Genomic DNA, 17,987 nt, shown 5'->3' on the forward strand with positions numbered 1-17,987 from the left:
CGTCGGAGCCGGTGCGGGGGCAGGGGCCGGAGCGGGCGACGGTGCCGGAGCCGGGGCGGGCGCCGCGGCCGCGCCGACGGCGCACTTCTTGGCTTTGCCGGGGTACGGGTCGGAGCCGAAGGTCGCGGTCGTGCAGGCGATGTTGCCCGACAGCGTCTTCGTCACGAACTTGTCCTTGATGCCGAACGAGACCGAGCGTTTGGCGGTGCCCGCCTTGCAGGTCTCGCCTTCATCGGCGCACTTCGAGTAGCCGGACGGCCAGTCCTTGGCGAAGGCGGGTGAGGCGACGGTGGCGAACAGCGCGGCGACGGCAAGGGCCGCGGCGCGGGGGCGATGGGAAGGGTTCATCGGCGTGGTTCCTGGATGGATATCGTGGATGTCGAAGGCATGGATGCGCTGACCGTCACTTGATCGCCGGCGACGCATTGCGCAGCAGCATCAGGAACTGGTCGTGGAACCACTGGCCGGCGTGCGGTGCGCCGCTCAGCGCGTCGACGTTGGCCGAGCCGCACATCGCGTCGAAGCGCTTGCCTTCGGCGTTCGGCGTGTTGGCGGTGCTGTCGCTGGTGCCGTCGGAAGCGCCGGGCGGTTTGACGAACACGAACGCGTCGAGGTGCGGGCGGCTCGCATCCGGCTTGGCGCGGGGCCGTTCGCCGATGCCGGTGTCCTTCACGTTGCACCAGTTGCCGCGCTGGTTGCGGCGGTCGATGCGCATGTCATCCACATCGGCGGCTGCCTTGGTGGGCCGCTTCGTGCTGCCCCAGCCGTTGCGCGAGGTGTCGATGATGAACGACAGCGTGTCGGGGAAGCCGGCCGCGACGAACTCGGTGCGCAGCTTGTCGGTGTAGCTGAGCTCGTCGATCATGCGGTTCCACTCGTAGAACTCGGTCGTGCCACCCGACTTGACGTTGTCGTCGGTGCCGTCGAAGTACGGCTCGTCCAGCGGCGTGTAGTTCGCGGTGTTGCTCGCGAAGCCGCGGATGATGCCGAGGTTGCCGCTGGGCGTCGCGCCCTTCACCAGCGTCTTGAAGCCGTCGATGGCCTTGGCGCGGTTGTTGTCCCAGCCGAGCCAGCCCGAGTGCGCGATGTCGAGGTACATGTACACGTTCTTCAGCGTCGACAGCTTGTTCAGCGTGTACTGGATGCCTTGCACGTAGACACCCTTGCTGTTCACCGAATCGCACATCGTCTTGCCGATGCCGATGTTGGTGAGCATGTTCGGGAACGAGTCGGGCTCGATCACCGTGACGATGCGCAGGCCGGCATAGGCCGGGCGCGCCAGGATCTCGGCGATGCGGTCGATGTACTGCGTCTTGTACTTCGTCATGCCGTCGTTGGCCGAGCTCAGCTCGCCGTTCGAGGCCAGCGCGGCGCAGTCGCGGTCGGGCAGGTCGTACACGACGAGCTGGATCGTCATCGGCTTCAGCGTGCTGCCGCTCAGCGTCTTCTGCTGCGCGACGGCCGCGTCGAGGTGCTCGACCAGGCCCATCGCGCCACCGCTGGCCTTGGCGCCGTCGATCGCGCCGATGCGGTCCAGCCAGACGGCGGTCGGGAACTTGGCGGCCGCCTTCACCAGCGCGGTGTCGGTGGCCGAGGCGGTCACGCGGGTCAGCGATTGCGCGACCTGGGTGCCGTAGTCGGGGTCCACGTAGAACAGCGCGTCGGCGTACGGGTTGCCGGTGGTGATCAGATCGCTCGCCGGGGCCGGGGCCGGTGCGGGAGCGGGTGCCGGAGAAGGCGAAGGGGCCGGTGCGGGAGCCGGCGACGGTGCTGGTGCGGGCGCAGGAGCCGGCGCAGGAGAAGGCGCCGGGGCGGGCGAGGGCGTGGGGGCCGGAGCCGGTGCCGGCGACGGGGAAGGTGCCGGCGCGGGAGACGGCGTGGGCGCAGGCGCCGGTGCCGGCGAGGGCGACGGGGCCGGTGCGGGGGCAGGCGAAGGAGAAGGCGACGGCGACGGCGTGGTGGTGGGCGCCGGGGCCGGCGCATGGCTCGTCGGTGACGGTGCCGGGTTGTCATTGCTGTCGTTGCCACCGCAGGCGGCGAGAACGAGCGAGAACAGCAGGCTCACACCGGCGCGTCCGCGCTGGCGTTTTTGGCTTTTCATGTGGAGTCCCTTGATGTGTTGAATTCAGAGAAAACAGGTCACTGCAGGTACGGCTTCAGCACGTTCATCTGCGGCTTGTCGGTGCTGCCTGCGGGTTCGATCGAATACATGTAGCTGCCCCACCAGGGGCCGGCCGCCCACCAGACCCAGCCGGCCCAGACGTCGGCGTTGGATTTCAGGTGGCCGAGTGCGTTGGCCACGGCCAGGTCGCAGGTGGCGTTCGATGCGGCACCCACTTCGCCGAGTACGGCGCGGTAGCCGTTGCTGCGCGCCCAGGTCGTGAAGGCCTGCAGGCGCTCGGCGCCGATGGTGGCGCTGGCGCAGTCCGGCTTGGTGCCGGACGAATCGGCGTCGAGGTACTGGTGCACCTCGAACACCATGTTCTTGCCCGGGTCGACGATGCCCTTCATCACGGTGCCGTTCGCGGTGCCGTACCAGTCCTGCAGCCAGCTGTGCGCGCCGGTCCAGGCGTTGCCCGGCACGGTGACGACGTTGGTCGCGCCGGTGGTTCGGATCGCGGCCAGCGCGGCGTTGGCCGCCGCGAGCCACTGCTCGGTCGCGATGTCGTGCGGCTCGTTCATCAGCCCGAACGCGACGTTCGGATTGCCCTTGAACTGCGTCGCCAGGCGCGACCAGAAATCGGCGAAGGCCGCGTTCGGCACCTGCGCCGAGCCGATCAGGTTGCCGCGGTAGCGCGCGTAGTTGTGCGGATCGATCAGCACCGTGACGCCGGTGGCGGTGACCTGCTGCACGAAGGTGGTGAGCCGCGACAGCTCGGTTGCGTCGAAGGGCTGGTTCAGCGACGGTTGCAGCCGCTCCCACAGGAAGGGCAGGCGCACCGCGTTCATGCCCTTGCTCTTGAAGTAGGCCGCGCTCGACGCCGACGGGTAGACGTAGTCGGTGTTGTAGGTGCCGGGCAGGCTGCCGGGCGCGAACTCGGCGCTGGCGAGGCTGACGGCGCGCCACGAGAGCGTGGCCGCTGCGGGGGCGGGTGCAGGCGCAGGGGCCGGGGCGGGTGCCGGCGCAGGCGCGGGGGCCGGAGAGGGAGCAGGTGCCGGTGCCGGTGTGGGCGCTGGTGCGGGAGCCGGTGCAGGCGTGGGAGCCGGTGCGGGTGCAGGAGTCGGCGCAGGCGCCGGTGCTGGCGTGGGAGCGGGAGCCGGTGCCGGCGAAGGCGTGGGAGCAGGCGCTGGTGAAGGCGCAGGAGCCGGAGCCGGAGCCGGAGCCGGAGCAGGCGCCGGCGCCCCCCCGCCCACCGGCGACGGTGCCGGCGCATCGTCATTGCCGCCACCGCAGGCGGCGAGCAGCAGCAAGGCGCTCAGCGCCACGCGGCGGGAACGGAAAAGGATGTCGTTCATGGGCGAGGGTTCCGTAGGGGTCAGAAGCGGGTCGCGAGACCCCACTGCACGATCGTTGCGTCGAAGGTGTCGATGCCGGGCGAGCCCTTGCCGCCGAGGCGCCAGTCCGAGCGCTGCTGGTAGCGCTCGAGCTTCAGGTCGGTGGTCCAGTTGCCGAAGTGCAACTCCAGCTTCAGGCCGAGCGTGATGCCGCCGAAGGCCGACAGCCGCTGGTCGGCCGACGAGAACTCGGGCGTGCCGACCGGCCCCGGGTACACCGCGGTGTCGAGCACCGGGTCGTAGTAGAACGACGCGGCGTTCTGCGTGTAGTAGCGGAACGACGGCGTCACCGAGAACAGCTCCGACACCGGCTGCACCCACGCCGTCTCCAGCGTGTTCGAGCGGATGCCGAAGGTGTCGCTGTAGTAGCGGTAGCTCGTGCGCAGCGTGCCCGACACCGATTCGAAGTGGTGGTTCCAGCGCAGCATGCCGATGCTCGCATCGCGCTCGCGCGGCCGGTGGTCGTACAGCTTGTACGGGTCGTTGAAGTAGCCGCGGCCCACCGAGTAGGTCAGGCTCAGCTGCGCGATGTCGCGCGGCGACAGCGCCTGCGTCACGCCCAGCGTCAGCTCCGAGGTGGTCTTGCGCTCGTCGATGACGACCGCGTTGACCGGGTCGATGCGGTCGCGCGTGCCGGCGATGCCGATGTTGAACGTGGTGTTGTTGTCGGCGGTCGCGACGCGGCCTTCGAGCGACAGCGCGCTCGACTTGTAGTCGTTCTCGCTCGAGTGCGCGGTGCCGAGCGCGAGGGCGCCGCGCTCGAAGTAGCGCGTCACCTTCAGGTCGCCGGCCTTGCGCTTGTCTTCCATGCCCGGCGAGCGCGAGGCGCCCGACACGTCGCTGTAGTAGCGCGGCGTCGCGCCCGACACGTCGTCGATCACGCCCGAGCCCTCGATCGACCAGCGGCCGATCGGCGCCATCACGTACAGCGACGGCGCCTTCACGGTGATGCGGTTGAGCCGGCTGCCTTCGCTGCCGTCGTAGTACGGGTAGCGCACGTTGACGGCCTGGCTGTCCTTGTACTGCAGGTACTTGAACGCGATCAGGCCGTGCTCCGGCGGGTCTTCGGCGCGCGCCGCGCCCGCGGCCAGCACGCCCGGCAGCGCGAGCGCCGCGGCGACCAGGTTGCCGACGCGGGCCGTCTTAGTTGCAGCCACAACCGCCTCCGCCGACACCGGAGCCGCCCGAGGCCGCTTCCTTGCTGTTCAGGATGTGCACGTCGAAGCGCCCTTCGAGCGCGTCGCCGCCGAGGGTCATCTCCGGCTTCGCGAGCAGGCCCTTCTCCCACGGTTGCGGAGGTTGCAGCACGGAGCAGCCGGAGAGGGCGGCGCCGAGCACGAGCAGGGCGGTCAATGTCTTCCTGGTCATGGCAGCGGTCACTTCAGCGCCGCGACGATCGCGTCTTCGAGCGCCTTGCGCTCGTCCTCGCGGAACCCGGCGTGCATCTGGATCACCTTGCCGTCGGCGCCGATCAGCACCGAGGTCGGCATGCCCTTCACGCCATAGCGCTTCGGCGTGTCGCCCTGCGCATCGAAGGCCACCACGAAGCTCGCCGGCACCTCGGCCAGGAACTTGTCGGCGTCGGCCCGCTTCGAGTCGAGGTTGATGCCGACGATCTGCAGGCCCTTCGCGCCGTACTTCGCCTGCATTTCGTTCATCCACGGGAACGACTGCTTGCACGGGCCGCACCACGAGGCCCAGAAGTCGAGGTACACGACCTTGCCCTTCATCGCGCCGAGGTTCACCGCGCTGCGCGAACCGTTCAGCTGGAACTCGGGCGCCTGGGTGCCGGCGTCGACGGCGGCCGCGGGCAGCGCGGCGAAGAGGCTGGTGGACAGGGCCAGCGCGAGGGCGGACCAGCGGTTGATCGGGTTCATCAAGCGATTTCCTTCGAGACAGAAGCAGAAACAAGAACGGGATTGCGGCGGCGCACCTGCAGCGCCGCGATGGCGAGCACCAGCAGTGCGAGCCAGCGGGCATCGAGCGCGCCCGCGCCTTCGTTGGTCGATGGGGTTTCGGCCTGGGCCGACAGCGCCACCTCGGTGGCCTGGCCGGCGGACGACATCACCTTCAGCGTGCCGTGCATCGCACCGCCGCTGCCGGGGGCGAACACCACCGTCACCGTGCACGACTTGCCGGCGGCCAGCGTCCACGGCACGCCCGGGCAGGCATCGGAGGCCGAGCCGGACGCGACGATGAAGCCGGCGCTCGTCGTCACCGCCGAGATCGTCGCGGTCGCCGCCGAGCTGTTGGAGATGCGCACCGTCAGCGGATCACTGCGCGCACCGGTGCGCACCGTGGTCGAGCGGTAGTCGAGGGCCGTCGGCGCCACCGCGAGCGTGCCGGTGGCCGGGGGAGTCGTGCCACCACCGCCGCCGGTGTCGGGCGGGGTCGTGCCACCGCCGCCACCGGTGTCAGGCGGCGTCGTTCCACCACCACCGCCACCCCCGGTCGAGGCCGCCACGCCGCTGCCGCTCAGTGCGACATCCGGCGGGTTGCTGCCGCTCGAGGCGACCAGCAGCACCGCGCTGCGCATGCCGGCCACGTCGGGCACGAAGCTGACGACCACCGTGCAGCTCGCGCTGGCGGCCAGCGTGATGCCGCCGACGCAGGTGCCGCCGCCGACCGAGAACGCATTGGCCTGCGCGCCCGAGATGCCGATCGACGACACCGTCACCGGCCCCGGCCCGTTGTTCACCAGCGTCAGCGGGCTGCCGGTCGCCGTCTTGCCGACCTCGGTCGACGCGAACTGCAGCGCGTTGGTGTTGCCCTGCCAGGCCAGCACCGGCAGCACCGCCGTCGTGCCCTGGCCGGTCAGCACCACGCTGTTCGGCGAGCTGAACGCGTTCGACATGATCGTCACCGTCTCGGCCGCGTTGTCGGCCGCCGGTGCGTAGGTCACCGTCAGCGTGCAGACCACGCCGGGCGCCAGGCTGGCCGCGCAATCGTGGCTGGCCTTGAACTCGGTCGAGCTGCTGACGATGCTCGCGATCTGCAGCGCCGCGCTGCCGGTGTTCGACACCGTCACCGAGCGCGGCAGCGAGGTCGTGCCCATCGACACCTGGCCGAAGCCGATCGACGGCTGCGACAGCGTCAGCTCCGGCGACGCGATCGCGATGCCGACCCCGCCGACCGACAGCGAGGCCGTGCCGCTGGGCGCGTTGCTCGCGATCTCGACGCTGGCCGAACGCGGGCCGAGCGCGCTCGGCTTCAGCGCCACGGTCACCGTGCAGCTCGCCGCCGGCGCCACCGTCGCGCCGGCACAGGTGCCGCCGAGCACCATGTCGGCGGCATTGGTGCCGCTCGCGCTGACCTTGCTGATCTTCAGGTCGGCCTGGCCGTTGTTCGTGACCGTCGCGGTGCGCGCGGCACCGGTGGTCGCGAGGCCTTGCGCGCCGAGGTCCAGCACGATCGCGTCGAGCGCCAGCCCGGGCTGCGCGTTCGCATTGCCGGTGCCGCTCAAGGCCACCGTCGCAGCGGTGCTGCCCCCGCTGTGGGCGATCGCGAGGCTCGCGGCGCGCGCCCCGGTGGCCGCCGGCGTGAAGGCGATGTCGATGAAGCAGTTGCTGCCCGCGGCGACGCTGGTGCCGGCCTTGCAGGTCGAGGCCGAGGCRATCGCGAACTCCGCGGCCTGCGCGCCGCTCACCGTCAGCGAGTTGACCGTCAGCGCCGCGGTGCCGCTGTTGCCCAGCGTCACGCGCAGCGGGTCGGAGCTGGCGCCCACCGTCTGCGAGAAGCTCAGCGTGGTCGGCGACAGCGTCACCGTCGGCGAGCTGTCGGCGCCGGTGCCCGAGAGCGTCGCGGTGCTGCTGCCGGTGGCGCCGTTGTGGCCCACGGTCAGCGTGGCCGAGCGCGTGCCGGCGAGCGTGGGCTTGAAGGTCACCGTCACCGAGCAGGCGGTGCCGGCGGTGAGCGAGGTGCCCACCTTGCAGGTGCCGCCGCTGATGGCGAAATCGCTGCCCGCGGTGAGCCCGAGGCTGCTGATCACCAGGGCCGCGCCCGCGCCCACCGAGTTGTTGACCGAGAAGGTCTGCGCGGCGCTGGTGGTGCCGAGCGCCTGGCTCGTGAAAGTGAGGCTGCCCGGGCTGACCGACGGTGCCGGCTCGGGCGTGGTCGGCAGGTAGCTCGGCGTGCGGCCGAGCTGCTGGCCGATGTAGGCCGCCAGGTCGTTCAACTGCGCATCGGTGAGCTTCCCCTGCAGGAAGTTCATCTGCGTGTTGGTCACGATGATGCCCTTGATGTTGGACGCGCTCGTGCCGTTGGCGATGCGGTTCAGCGGGTTCGCCGGGATCGTGCCGTGGCAGGCGCTGTTGCTGCAGCTCTGCTTGCCGGCGACCAGCGTGGTCGTGAACAGCATCTGGCCGTTGCTGGCGCTCTGCGCCAGAGCGGGCCCGGCGGCGGCCAGCGCCAACGCCGGCGCCGCGAGGAGGTGAAGGAAGGTGCGCTTCATCGCATCAGGCCTTCATCCACGGCAGGTCCTGCCCGGCCACCGACCAGATCGCGTCGGTGTGGTCGCCGTTGGCGCCGCGCACGTTCGGGTAGCCCCAGGCGGTGGTGTTCATGTCGCTGGTGCTCACGCCCATCGCGCGCAGCACCATGCCCATCCACTGCGTGTACAGCAGGCCCGAGTACCAGTGCGGGTCCGATGACCAGTTGAACGAGTTCAGGTCGCGGTAGTCCAGCGACTGGCCGGTCTTGAAATAGCCGCCGGCATCGCCGAGCGCGATGATCGGGATGCAGCGGTTGTGGTGGTGGCCCGGGTTGCCGCCCGAGCCGAGCTCGAAGCCGCTCGCGATCAGCGCCTTGTCGAACAGCGTCTTGCCGTCGGCCGTCTTCACCTGGTCCATCTTCGCGGCCATGTCGAGCATGCAGCTCTCGAACTGCAGCTGCACCGCGGCGTTGAAGCCGGCGCGCTTGGCGCTGTCGTCCAGCGCGTGCGCGTAGTCGTTGTGCCAGGCGTGTTCCGGCTCCGGGCCGAAGGTGTACGAGGTGGAACCGTTCACGTAGACGCGGCTGATGCCGGCCGAGAAGGCGGCCACCACGATGTCGTTCCACAGCTGCTCCACCTGCGCCTGGCTCGGCGGCTGGCCATAGAAGCCGGCCGCCGATTCCAGCGACGAGGTGTCGCTGGTCGGGCGCTGGAAGGTGCTGCTGACCGGCGTCTGCGCGAGCTTGCCTTCGACCTGGTTCAGCAGGTCGAGGTAGTCGCCGAGCCGCGACTTGCAGTCGGCCGAGCACGAGGCATCGGCCATCACCAGGTCGGCGTGTTCCTTCACGCGGTCGACCAGCACCGTCTTGTCGGTCGGCGTCGGCGTGGGGGTGCCACCGCCGCCTGCGTTCTTGAAGAGGCGATCGAACAGCTTGACGTTGCTCTCGGCGGTCGGCGTGGTCTGCACGGTGGCGGTGCCGGATTTCGACAGCGACACCAGGTTGCGCACGATCGCCGGCTGCAGCACCGCGGTCGGGTAGAAGCTGCTCGAGCTGCCCAGCACCTGGTCGATGGTCGGGTTGGTGGCGTCGCCGCCCAGCGTGCCGCCGCGGTTGTGGCCGCTGCCCACCGCGAAGTCGAGCCCGTTGATGATGTTCAGCTTCGACAACATGCGTGCCGTCAGCTTCGAGCTCTTCGCCCGCAGGATGTCGCTGATCACCGTCATGTCGCCCGAGGCCTTGGCCGCGGCAGCGAGCTGGGCCTGGCGGATCGTGATGCCGCCGTAGCTCTGCGTTGCCGCAGGCGCCTGGTCGAGCAGCGGTCCGAAGAACTGGCTCTGGAACACGCCGTGCCAGGTGGTGGTGTGCACGAAGAAGCGCTCGGCCGAGGCGGCTGCCTCGGTGGCGGCGCGCGCCTCGCGCGGCAGCAGCGAAGGCAGCAGGGGCAGCGCGAGTGCGGTGCCGCCGGCGCCGAGCAGGAACTGCCGGCGCGACAAGGGGTTGAATGCGGGTTTCATTGCGCCCTCTGGATCGTGGTGAACTCGGTGCGAAGCGCGACGGATGCGAACAGGCTGCGCAGGTTGGCGCCGTTGGCGGCCTGCACGCGCAGGGCTTCCATCAGTGCGCCGTCGGCGGCGGTCTCGGGACGGCCGAAGCTGTAGCGGACGTAGTTGCGTGCGAAGCAGCGCTCGAACTGGCCGCTGTCGAGGATGTACTGCTGCGTGGCCGCCGGCGAGGCGACGGCGCGCGACGAGCCGTCGGCCAGCCGCACCAGCGCGGCGGTGTCGATCGGCTTCTCGCCGAGCAGCCCGCCCTTGTCATCGAGCACGCGTTCGGTGCTGCGCGCGCGGCCCAGCGAATCGAAGCCCTCGAAGGCGAAGCCCCACGGGTTCATCTGCGTCTTGTGGCAGCCGATGCACGAGGTGCCCTCCATCTCGGTGACACGTTCGACGCGCTGACGAGTGGTCAGCACGCCCGTGAGATCCGCCTTCGAGTTCGATTGGTCCATCGCCGGCGTCGGCATCGCCTCGCAGGTCAGCCCGAACAGCACGCGGCTGCCGCGCGAGATCGGCAGCGTCGTGTCGGTCGAGCCCTGGGCGATGTAGCCGATGCGGGTGAGCAGGCCCACGCGCGAGGCTTCGGTGAACAGCGGCGGGGCGGACTTGCCGTCCCACACCGCGGTCTTGTAGAGCGAGGCGATGTCGGCCGTCTTCGCGTACGAGTGGCGGTCGGTCAGCACCTGCTGCAGCGAGGCGTTGCGCGCCGCCAGGTACGAGACCATGTCCAGCACCTCGTTCACGGCTGCGTCGCGCGAGGTCGGCAGCGCCTTGAAGCTGCCGGCGAAGGCATCRAACTTCGGGTCGCCGACCTTGCCGTCGAGTGCCACCAGCTCCTGCAGCCGGAACCAGCCGCCGAAGAAGTCGCGCATCGCGCGGTCGGAGCGGCTGTCGGCCATCAGGCGCTGGATCTGCGCGGTGAAGACAGCGGGCTTGAGCAGCGAGCCGTCATCGGCCAGCGTGTTCAGCGCGGCGTCGGGCACCGAGTTCCAGAAGTGCAGCGCGAGCCGGGTGGCCTGCTCGTGCGCGGTGAGCGACACGCACGTTGCGTTGGCATCGGTGGCGGCCTGCCCCTTCTCGACGACGAAGTAGAACTTCGGCGACGCGATCATCGTGCCCAGCACCTTGGCCACCGAGGCCTGCGTCGCGGCATTGCCGGCGGCGGTGCGGTACACGTTCACCTCGGCATCGGTCAGCGGCTGGCGGAACAGCAGCCGGCCGGCCTTGCGGATGAAGCCGGTGACGCACGCATCGGCGGTGCCGGTGCAGGTGCCCAGCAGCGTGTTCAAGCGGTTGGCGTCGGCCGTCATCGACTTCGCGAGCGTCTCGGCGGTGTCGTGCAGCGCGGTCACCTGGCGCAGGTTCACGCCGGTGTCCAGGCGTTCGTAACCCTTGTGTCGAGATGTAGACGGGTCGACCGGCACGTCGGGCGGGAACTGCGTGGTGTCGCGCACCAGCGGCCCGACGCTCGCGGCGAGCGTGGCATCGCCGGTGAGCGCGGTGGTGACGTCGGTCAGCGCGTTGACCACCTGGTCGCGCGTCAGCCGGCGTGGTTTGGAGGCGGCGCTGCAACCGGGGCCGGCGACATCACCGGGCGTCACCGCCTTGATCGTCACGGCGGCGATCTGCGCATGGGGGTCGGTGTCGGCGGGCACGACCACGGCGTTGCCGTTGCCTCCGCCGTTGCCGGTGGGCGGCGCGGCCGCCGCGGGCGTCGATTCACTCGAGTCGCCATTGCAGGCCGCCGCGAGTGCTGCGACACAGAGGGCCAGGAGGTGGGATCGCATGGTGCTCTCGGTTGGATGGCTGGTTTCAGGGGGCTTCGGGGCGCGATTCTGTTGAAAACGGTCTCAGGAGAATTGACGGAGGTGTGACTGACGTGTGCCTGTACGAGGAGAAAACGCGGACGCAACCGAGCGCAACAGGCGTAACGGTGACGAGTTGAAACAGACGTTTTTTGGCCTGCCGGCAGAATGCGAGGGCATCAAGACCCCGGCATGTACCGGGGTCGGCACCGGAGTCGTGAGGGAGTTGATGGACAACGAGGTGTTCGTTTTCGGCCAGTGCGAAGTTCGCGTAGCGACGCGCGAGGTGCTGCTGGCCGGCACACAACAGGCGATGGAGCCGCGGCCGTTCGAGCTGCTGGTCTACCTGATCCGGCACCGCGGGCGCATCGTCAGCAAGGACGAGCTGCTCGACAAGCTGTGGTCCTTCGATTTCGTCACGGCCAGCGTGATCGCGCGCGCGGTGATGAAGATCCGCAAGGTGATCGGCGACGACGGCGAGACCGGCGAGCTGATCAAGACCGTGCACCGCACCGGCTACCGCTTCATGGGGCAGGTGCGCGAGAAGTTGGCGCCGCCGATGGTGCCCGCCGTGCTGCCCGCGATGCCGTCGCCGGCGCAGCCGGATCCGCTGCCGTCATCCGGGTCGGCCCTCGCGCCGGTGGCGGCCGCCACCGTGACCGCGCCGGTCTCGCTCGCGCTGCTGCCGTTCGAGAACCTGACCGGCAGCGGCGACCTCGACTGGCTGGAGCTCGGGCTGCTGTCGCTGGTGGTGCGCGACCTCGGTGCGCACCCGCGCATGCAGGTGAGCTCGATCCCGTCGCTGCTGAACGCGCTGCAGGCGGTGCCGAAGGAATCCGGCTTCGCCGACCGCGCCGACGACCTGGCGCGGCTGCTCGCGGTGCGGCACGTGGCGCGCGTCGAGGTGCACGGCGGGCCGCTGCGCTTCGAGCTGCGCTGCACGCTGGTCGGCGAGGGCCGCACCGACAGCACGATGCTCGCCGCCACCGGCCTGCCGAACCTCGGCCGCAACCTGGTGCGCTGGCTGGAGACGCGCTTCTTCCCCGGCGAAGCGGCGGCCGAGCTGCATCCGGACGCCGGCGACAGCGTGCTCGGCCGCGCGCTGCAGGCGATCGCCGAACAGAAATGGACGCTCGCGCTGGAGCTGCTCGACCAGGTGCTGCGCCTCGAGCCGGCGCACCTCGGCGCGCAGGTGGAGCGCCTGCGCGCGCTGGTGGCGATGGACGACAGCGCCGCCTTCGAACTCGGCGACGTGCTGCTGGCGCGCCTGCGCGAGGAGCCGAACCAGGCGGCCGAGGCCGCGGTGCACTTCGAGCTGGCGCAGGCCCACGTGCGCCGGCGCGTCAACGACAAGGCCAAGCACCACCTCGAGGAAGCGCTGCACAGCGCGCCCGGCAAGGCGGCGCGCGAATCGGTGGTCGCGACCACGCTGCTGCGGGCCGGCATCGCGATCAATGAATTCGATTTCACCGTGGCTTCGGCCTTGGTGGACCGGGCCGAGATGCTGTGCAACGGCAGCGGCAGCGTGTTCGACCAGCTGCGCATCCTGGCGCTGCGGATGGTGATCGAGGGCGAGACCGGCAGCATGGTGCAGGCCTGGAACCATGCGCGGCGCTCGGCGTCGCTGTACCGCGACCATGGCGTGCTGGTGGGCCAGGCGCGAGCCGAATGCAACGTGGCCAACTCGAGTGCGAGCCTGGGGCATTTCCGCATGGCCGAGGAGCATGGCGAGGCGGGTCTCGCGATCTCGCGCAGCCTGCAGGTGCCGACCGACTCGGCGGTGTCGGCGATGCTGCTGTGCGGTGTGTACCGGCAGCTGCGCAAGCCGACCAGCCTGGCGCGCGTGCTGTCGATCCTGGAATCGGTGGACACCGGCGACGGGCCGCGCAACGAGGGCTTCCGGCTGATCGGCCGGGCGCACTACTCGCTCGCGATCGGGCAGGTGGGCGAGGCGGCGTGGCGGCTGTCGCAGGCGGCGGACGAGGCGGCCGCGAAGGGTCAGGAGATGCAGCTGCATTTCGTGCTGCCGCTGCTGGCCGGTGCGCTGATCCACGACGGGCAGCTCGACGCGGCGGACGAGGCCTGTGGCCGCATCGCATCGCTGACGAAGCTGGCGCGCGACCGCAACCTGCAGGGCGCGCTGTGGCACAGCCAGGCGCAGCTGGCGCTGGCGCGTGGCGACCGCGAGCGCGCGATCGCGCTGCTGCGCAAGGGGCGCGACGTGACGCCGCTCGGCTGGTGGAACGCGCATTCGCGGCTGGATGGCGCGTGGCTGTGCATCGAGGAGGGCCGCTCGGGCGAGGCGGTGGAACTGCTGCGCGGGCTGGAGACCTGGCTCGACGAGCACCCGGCCGGGCTCGCGGTGGCGGCGCGGCTGTTGCACGCGCAAGGCCGCAGCGGCGAGGCGCGCGCGACGCATGCGCGGCTGGCGGCGAGCGTCGACGGCACGCTGCCGGCGTGGCTGCTGGAGCTGGGCGGCTGCTATGAGGGGCAGCGGGCGGTGGAGGTGCCGCGCGCGCCGTGCGTGGTGACGTGGTTGTGAGCTGGCGGCGCTGACACCGCGTCAGGAAGCGGAGCTCGCCAGCTCGTACGCGGTGCTGCGCCCGCCCGCTGCCGACTTGCGCAGTACGCCCAGGGCCAGCAACTGCGCGATGTCCCGCAGCGCCGTGTCCGCCGAGCACTTGGCGATGGCCGCCCACTTGCTGCTGGTCAGCTTGCCGTCGAATCCGTCGAGCAGGCGGTTGAGCAGCTTCACCTGGCGTTCGTTCATCGGCGTGCCGGCCCAGTGTTGCCAGAACCGCGCCTTGCCCAGCACGCCGTCGAGCGTGACCTGCGCCGTGGCGACGGCCCGGCCCAGCGTGCCGAGAAACCAGGCCAGCCAGCCGGTGGCATCCATCGGGCCCTTCTGCGTGCGTTCGAGGATGTCGTAGTAGTCCTTGCGCTCGCGCTGGATCTGCGCCGACAGGCTGTAGAAGCGCTGTCCGCTGCCGTCCGCACGGGCCAGGAACAGGTCGCCCACGGCGCGTGCGATGCGGCCGTTGCCGTCGTCGAACGGATGCAGCGTCACGAACCACAGGTGGGCGAGGCCCGCCTTGATCAGCGCGGGCTCGCCGGTGTCGTCGTTGGCCCAGGCGAGGAACCGCGCCATCTCGGCGGGCAGCGACGCGGCGGGGGGTGCCTGGAAATGCACCTTGTGGCGGTTCGCGGGGCCGGAGACGACCTGCATCGGCCCGCTCGCATCGTCGCGCCATTGGCCGACGCTGATCCTGCTCATGCCCGAGTAGCCGGTCGGAAACAGCGCCGCATGCCAGCCGAACAGCCGCTCGGCGGTCAGGGGCTCGGTGCTGCGCGATGTGGCATCGAGCACCATCTCGACGACGCCCTCCACATGCCGGTCCACCGGCGCCAGCGCGCCGATGTCCATGCCGAGCCGACGGGCGATCGACGAGCGGACCGAGGCGACGTCCAACACCTCGCCCTCGATCTCGCTGGTCTTGAGCACGTCATCGGTCAGCGCGGCCAGATTGACCTCATCGCGCAGCGCCGGCTCGACATCGGCCAGGCGACCGAGCAGAACCCCCAGGCCATGGCTCACGTCCGCCCGCGGCTGAGCGAGCGCGGACAGGTCATGGCGCCACTGCGGCCAGTCGTCCGCCTGCCAGATGTAGAGGTTTTCTCCGCGCTGCATGCGGTGATTAAGCCCTGGATTCGCCGCAGGCGGGCGGAGGGGAATGGGAGTCGAACCCACCCGGCGGCGCATGGCGCCACCCACCGGGTTTGAAGCCCGGCCGTCCCACCGGGGACGCTTCCCCTCCTGTGTTTCATTCAGCGCATCGTCATCGCAGGGCCTGTGAACAACGCGGTGTCGCTGCGCAACCGGTGCTCGTCGCCGACGCGGCGCAGCAGCCCGATGCGGTCGAAGTACTCGAGGATCTGGATCGCGCGCTTGCGGCCGAGGCCGGTGGCGTCGCGAAAGCGCGCGGCCGTGACGGCGCCGTCGGCATCGCCCGCGGCGACGCTGCGCACGTGCGCGGCCAGTTGCGCCATCGTGGCCGGCGCGCAGTACAGGTCTTTCGCGACCTGGTGCAGCTCGCCGCGCTGCGCGAGCCGTGCGAGCGTCGTGCGCATCAGCACCTCGCCCTCGCGCGTGTCGCGGGCGAGGTCGCGCACCCAGCTGCCGTCGAAGCCGGCGGTCGCGAGCAGCGGCGCCACCTTCTGCGCGATGCGCTCGTCGGCGGCCGACAGGCGCRGCGCATGCTCGGGCAGGTGCACGAACGCGCCGCGCACCGTGACGACGCCCTCGGCCTGCAGCGCGGCGAGCAGCGCGCTCCACGGCGGCGGCGGCAGGCGCGGGCAGGCTAGGCGGCGCAGCCGGGCGGCATCGGGGCCGGGCACGTCGGGATCGCTCGCGTGGAAACGGCGCAGCGTGTCGATCACCGCGCTGCGTGCGGTGGCGCGTTGCGCGGGGCCCAGGGTCCAGTCGGGCGCATCGGCCGCGGCCTGCGGGGCGAGGCCTTCGGCACGCGCCCAGCGTTCGCGCGACAGGCCGTGCGGCGCGGCGACCAGCAAGGCCTCGAAGCGCTGCGCTGCAGTCGGCTGCGACCAGGCCGCCAGCTCGGCCAGCCGCTGCGGTGTGCGCCGGTAGCGCACCGGCGCGAACGGGTCGAGCACCACGCCGCCGGCGATCGTGCGGGTGGCCGAGTTGTCGCGCAGCACGATGCGGTCGCTCCGCCATGCGCCGATGGGCGCATGCAGCACGACCTGCACGAAGGCGCGGCCACCGGGGGCGAGGCTGTCGGCCGCGGCGTCGACACCCGCGAGCACGGCCACCGTGCCCATCGTGTCGCTCGCGCCGAGGTGCACATGCACCGGCGTGCCCGAGCGCAGCGGGCGCGGCTCGCCGTGCCACAGCGTCAGCAGCGCATCGAGCCGGTCGGTGGCCACGCTCGCGCCGGCCGACACCAGCCACTGGCCGCGCGCCACCTCGTGCTTGTCGACCCCGGCCAGCGCCACCGCGCAGCGCTGGCCGGCATGCGCCTGCGTCGCCGCCTGGTTCTGCGTGTGCAGGCTGCGCACGCGGGCGTGGCGGCCGGTGGGCGAGGGGCAGAGCGCCAGCTCGTCGCCGACCTGCACGCGCCCTGCATGCACGGTGCCGGTCGCCACGGTGCCGACGCCGTCGAGCGTGAACGCCCGGTCGATCGCGAGGCGGAAGGCATCGCTCGCGCCGTCGCGCGGCGGCGTGTTGCGGGCCGCGGCGAACAGCAGCTCACGCAAGGCCGGCAAGCCCTCGCCGGTCGGGGCCGAGACGGCGAGCACCGGCGATGCGGCGAGCGGCGTGCCGGCCAGCAGCGCGGCCACGTCGTCGCGCACCTGCGAAAGGCGCTCTGCATCGACGCGATCGGTCTTCGTGATCACGACGGCGCCGCGCGACAGGCCCAGCAGCGACAGCACCGCCAGGTGCTCGCGCGTCTGCGGCATCACGCCATCGTCGGCGGCGACCAGCAGCAGCGCGAAGTCGATGCCGGTCGCGCCGGCCAGCATCGTGTGCACCAGGCGCTCGTGGCCGGGCACGTCGATGAAGCCGATGCGCGGCGTGCCGTCGTCGCCGGGCACGTCGAGGAAGGCGTAGCCGAGCTCGATCGAGATGCCGCGCGCCTTCTCCTGCGGCAGCCGGTCGGTGTCGACGCCGGTGAGCGCGCGCACCAGCGTGGTCTTGCCGTGGTCGATGTGGCCTGCGGTGCCGACGATCATGTCCAGGCGTCCGGGGGCTACATGAAGTTGCGCGTGTGCAGCTCGGCCAGCCGCTCGGCCTCGCCGCGCTCGAAGCCCAGCCGGCTGAGCCGGGCACGCCGGCCGGCCGCCATCTCGCGCTTGAGTTGCTGCACGGCCGCATGCCCGCGCGCCACCGCGTCCGGCGTCAACGCGCCCGCGGCCAGCAGCACCAGCGCATCGAACACCTCCTCGTTCAGCCCCGCCGTGCTGGCCAGCGCATCGAAGCGCTGCTCGATCGCATTGCGCAGCCGCACCTGGTAGTCGGGCTCGACCGCGAGGCGGTACTCCAGGTGCGCCATCCCGAAGGCCACGTGCCGGCCTTCGTCGCGCGCCGCGAGCCGCGCGACCTGGCGCGTGACCGGATCGGGCCCGTGCTCGTGCAGGAAGTTCAGCAGGTTCACGAAGCTGCCTTCGCCGAGCACCGAGAGCAGGAAGGTGGCCGTCGAGAAATCCGGTGCGTCGAACAAGGTGCGCAGCGAGGCCTGCCCGCCGGCGGTCGACAAGGCCGGCGGCCGCCCGCGCAGCCCGGCGCGGCGCGTGAACACCTCGACATGGCGTGCCTCGTCGGCGCACTGCAGCGCCAGCAGTTGCAGCACCTCGCGGTAGTGCGGATGGATCTGCCCGAGGTGCCGGGCCGGCACCAGCAGCGCCGCGTTCTCGTTCTCGACCAGGTAGGTCATCACCTGCACGACGGCGTCCTCGATCTCCGGGGCGAGCTCGAACGGCGCCTCCCAGTCGATCGCGGTCGCCGGATCCCACTGCGCGGCCGCGGCCTGCGCGTAGAGCTCGCCGGCGGTGGCGGCCCACAGCTCGTGGCGCTGTCGCAGCCCGAACGAGAAGGCCGGGCTGCCGGCCTCCACCGTCGCGCCGCGCGCGGCCAGGCCCCAATCGGCGCGCGCCTCGGGGGCGGTGGCCTCGCCGCTTGCGGGGC

At 71.1% G+C, this 17,987-nt stretch carries 12 protein-coding genes, 1 tRNA gene and 1 pseudogene; 1 reads left to right on the forward strand and 13 read right to left on the reverse strand.

Annotated elements, in window-relative coordinates:
• The 9 genes and pseudogenes from AC1DXV_RS19720 to AC1DXV_RS19760 form a co-directional block, all read right to left on the reverse strand.
• Window positions 1-348, reverse strand: a pseudogene (locus AC1DXV_RS19720) (hypothetical protein); the annotation flags it as partial.
• Window positions 349-403: 55 nt separating this feature from the next.
• Entirely contained in the window at window positions 404-2,101 is a 1,698-nt protein-coding gene (locus AC1DXV_RS19725; protein ID WP_477864922.1) for a glycoside hydrolase family 6 protein, read from the reverse strand.
• A 38-nt stretch (window positions 2,102-2,139) separates the two neighbouring features.
• On the reverse strand, window positions 2,140-3,456 hold the full coding sequence (locus AC1DXV_RS19730) for a glycoside hydrolase family 5 protein (protein WP_477864923.1): 1,317 nt from the start codon (window positions 3,454-3,456) through the stop codon (window positions 2,140-2,142).
• A gap of 20 nt (window positions 3,457-3,476) precedes the next feature.
• Complete coding sequence (locus AC1DXV_RS19735) at window positions 3,477-4,652, reverse strand: DUF3570 domain-containing protein (protein WP_477864924.1); 1,176 nt, start codon at window positions 4,650-4,652, stop codon at window positions 3,477-3,479.
• Window positions 4,639-4,848, reverse strand: a complete 210-nt coding sequence (locus tag AC1DXV_RS19740) for a DUF4266 domain-containing protein (RefSeq protein ID WP_477864925.1) — start codon at window positions 4,846-4,848, stop codon at window positions 4,639-4,641. The genes AC1DXV_RS19735 and AC1DXV_RS19740 overlap by 14 nt, the downstream gene beginning before the upstream one ends.
• A gap of 23 nt (window positions 4,849-4,871) precedes the next feature.
• Window positions 4,872-5,372 (reverse strand): TlpA family protein disulfide reductase, encoded by a 501-nt coding sequence (locus AC1DXV_RS19745; protein WP_477864926.1) that lies wholly within the window; start codon window positions 5,370-5,372, stop codon window positions 4,872-4,874.
• Window positions 5,372-7,945 carry a choice-of-anchor D domain-containing protein gene (locus tag AC1DXV_RS19750; RefSeq protein ID WP_477864927.1) on the reverse strand — a complete coding sequence of 858 codons (2,574 nt, stop codon included), beginning with the start codon at window positions 7,943-7,945 and terminating at the stop codon, window positions 5,372-5,374. The genes AC1DXV_RS19745 and AC1DXV_RS19750 overlap by 1 nt, the downstream gene beginning before the upstream one ends.
• A 4-nt stretch (window positions 7,946-7,949) precedes the next feature.
• Window positions 7,950-9,440, reverse strand: coding sequence for a DUF1552 domain-containing protein (locus AC1DXV_RS19755; RefSeq protein ID WP_477864928.1), 1,491 nt, complete (start codon window positions 9,438-9,440; stop codon window positions 7,950-7,952).
• Entirely contained in the window at window positions 9,437-11,266 is a 1,830-nt protein-coding gene (locus tag AC1DXV_RS19760; protein ID WP_477935108.1) for a DUF1592 domain-containing protein, read from the reverse strand. The genes AC1DXV_RS19755 and AC1DXV_RS19760 overlap by 4 nt, the downstream gene beginning before the upstream one ends.
• Before the next feature lie 247 nt (window positions 11,267-11,513).
• Between AC1DXV_RS19760 and AC1DXV_RS19765 the strand changes: the two genes are divergently transcribed.
• Window positions 11,514-13,826, forward strand: a complete 2,313-nt coding sequence (locus AC1DXV_RS19765; RefSeq protein ID WP_477864930.1) for a winged helix-turn-helix domain-containing protein — start codon at window positions 11,514-11,516, stop codon at window positions 13,824-13,826.
• A gap of 21 nt (window positions 13,827-13,847) precedes the next feature.
• On the opposite strand, the gene AC1DXV_RS19770 is transcribed toward AC1DXV_RS19765, so the two are convergent.
• The 4 genes from AC1DXV_RS19770 to AC1DXV_RS19785 form a co-directional block, all read right to left on the reverse strand.
• Window positions 13,848-14,972 carry a Fic family protein gene (locus tag AC1DXV_RS19770; protein WP_477864931.1) on the reverse strand — a complete coding sequence of 375 codons (1,125 nt, stop codon included), beginning with the start codon at window positions 14,970-14,972 and terminating at the stop codon, window positions 13,848-13,850.
• A 34-nt stretch (window positions 14,973-15,006) separates the two neighbouring features.
• A tRNA-Sec gene (locus AC1DXV_RS19775) sits at window positions 15,007-15,099 on the reverse strand.
• Window positions 15,100-15,109: 10 nt separating this feature from the next.
• Window positions 15,110-17,035: a selenocysteine-specific translation elongation factor gene (gene selB, locus AC1DXV_RS19780; protein WP_477935110.1), complete on the reverse strand. Its 1,926-nt coding sequence runs from the start codon at window positions 17,033-17,035 to the stop codon at window positions 15,110-15,112.
• Window positions 17,036-17,052: 17 nt separating this feature from the next.
• A partial coding sequence (locus tag AC1DXV_RS19785; RefSeq protein WP_477935112.1) for a ferritin-like domain-containing protein occupies window positions 17,053-17,987 on the reverse strand: 935 nt, incomplete at its 5' end.

The sequence above is a fragment of the Rhizobacter sp. P3_C12 genome, assembly GCF_056402735.1.

Coding starts and splice junctions, on each gene's coding strand:
- AC1DXV_RS19745 (WP_477864926.1), bottom strand. CDS start 5,372: ATGAACCCGATCAACCGCTGGTCCGCCCTCGCGCTGGCCCTGTCCACC.
- AC1DXV_RS19765 (WP_477864930.1), top strand. CDS start 11,514: ATGGACAACGAGGTGTTCGTTTTCGGCCAGTGCGAAGTTCGCGTAGCG.
- AC1DXV_RS19755 (WP_477864928.1), bottom strand. CDS start 9,440: ATGAAACCCGCATTCAACCCCTTGTCGCGCCGGCAGTTCCTGCTCGGC.
- AC1DXV_RS19725 (WP_477864922.1), bottom strand. CDS start 2,101: ATGAAAAGCCAAAAACGCCAGCGCGGACGCGCCGGTGTGAGCCTGCTG.
- AC1DXV_RS19770 (WP_477864931.1), bottom strand. CDS start 14,972: ATGCAGCGCGGAGAAAACCTCTACATCTGGCAGGCGGACGACTGGCCG.
- AC1DXV_RS19730 (WP_477864923.1), bottom strand. CDS start 3,456: ATGAACGACATCCTTTTCCGTTCCCGCCGCGTGGCGCTGAGCGCCTTG.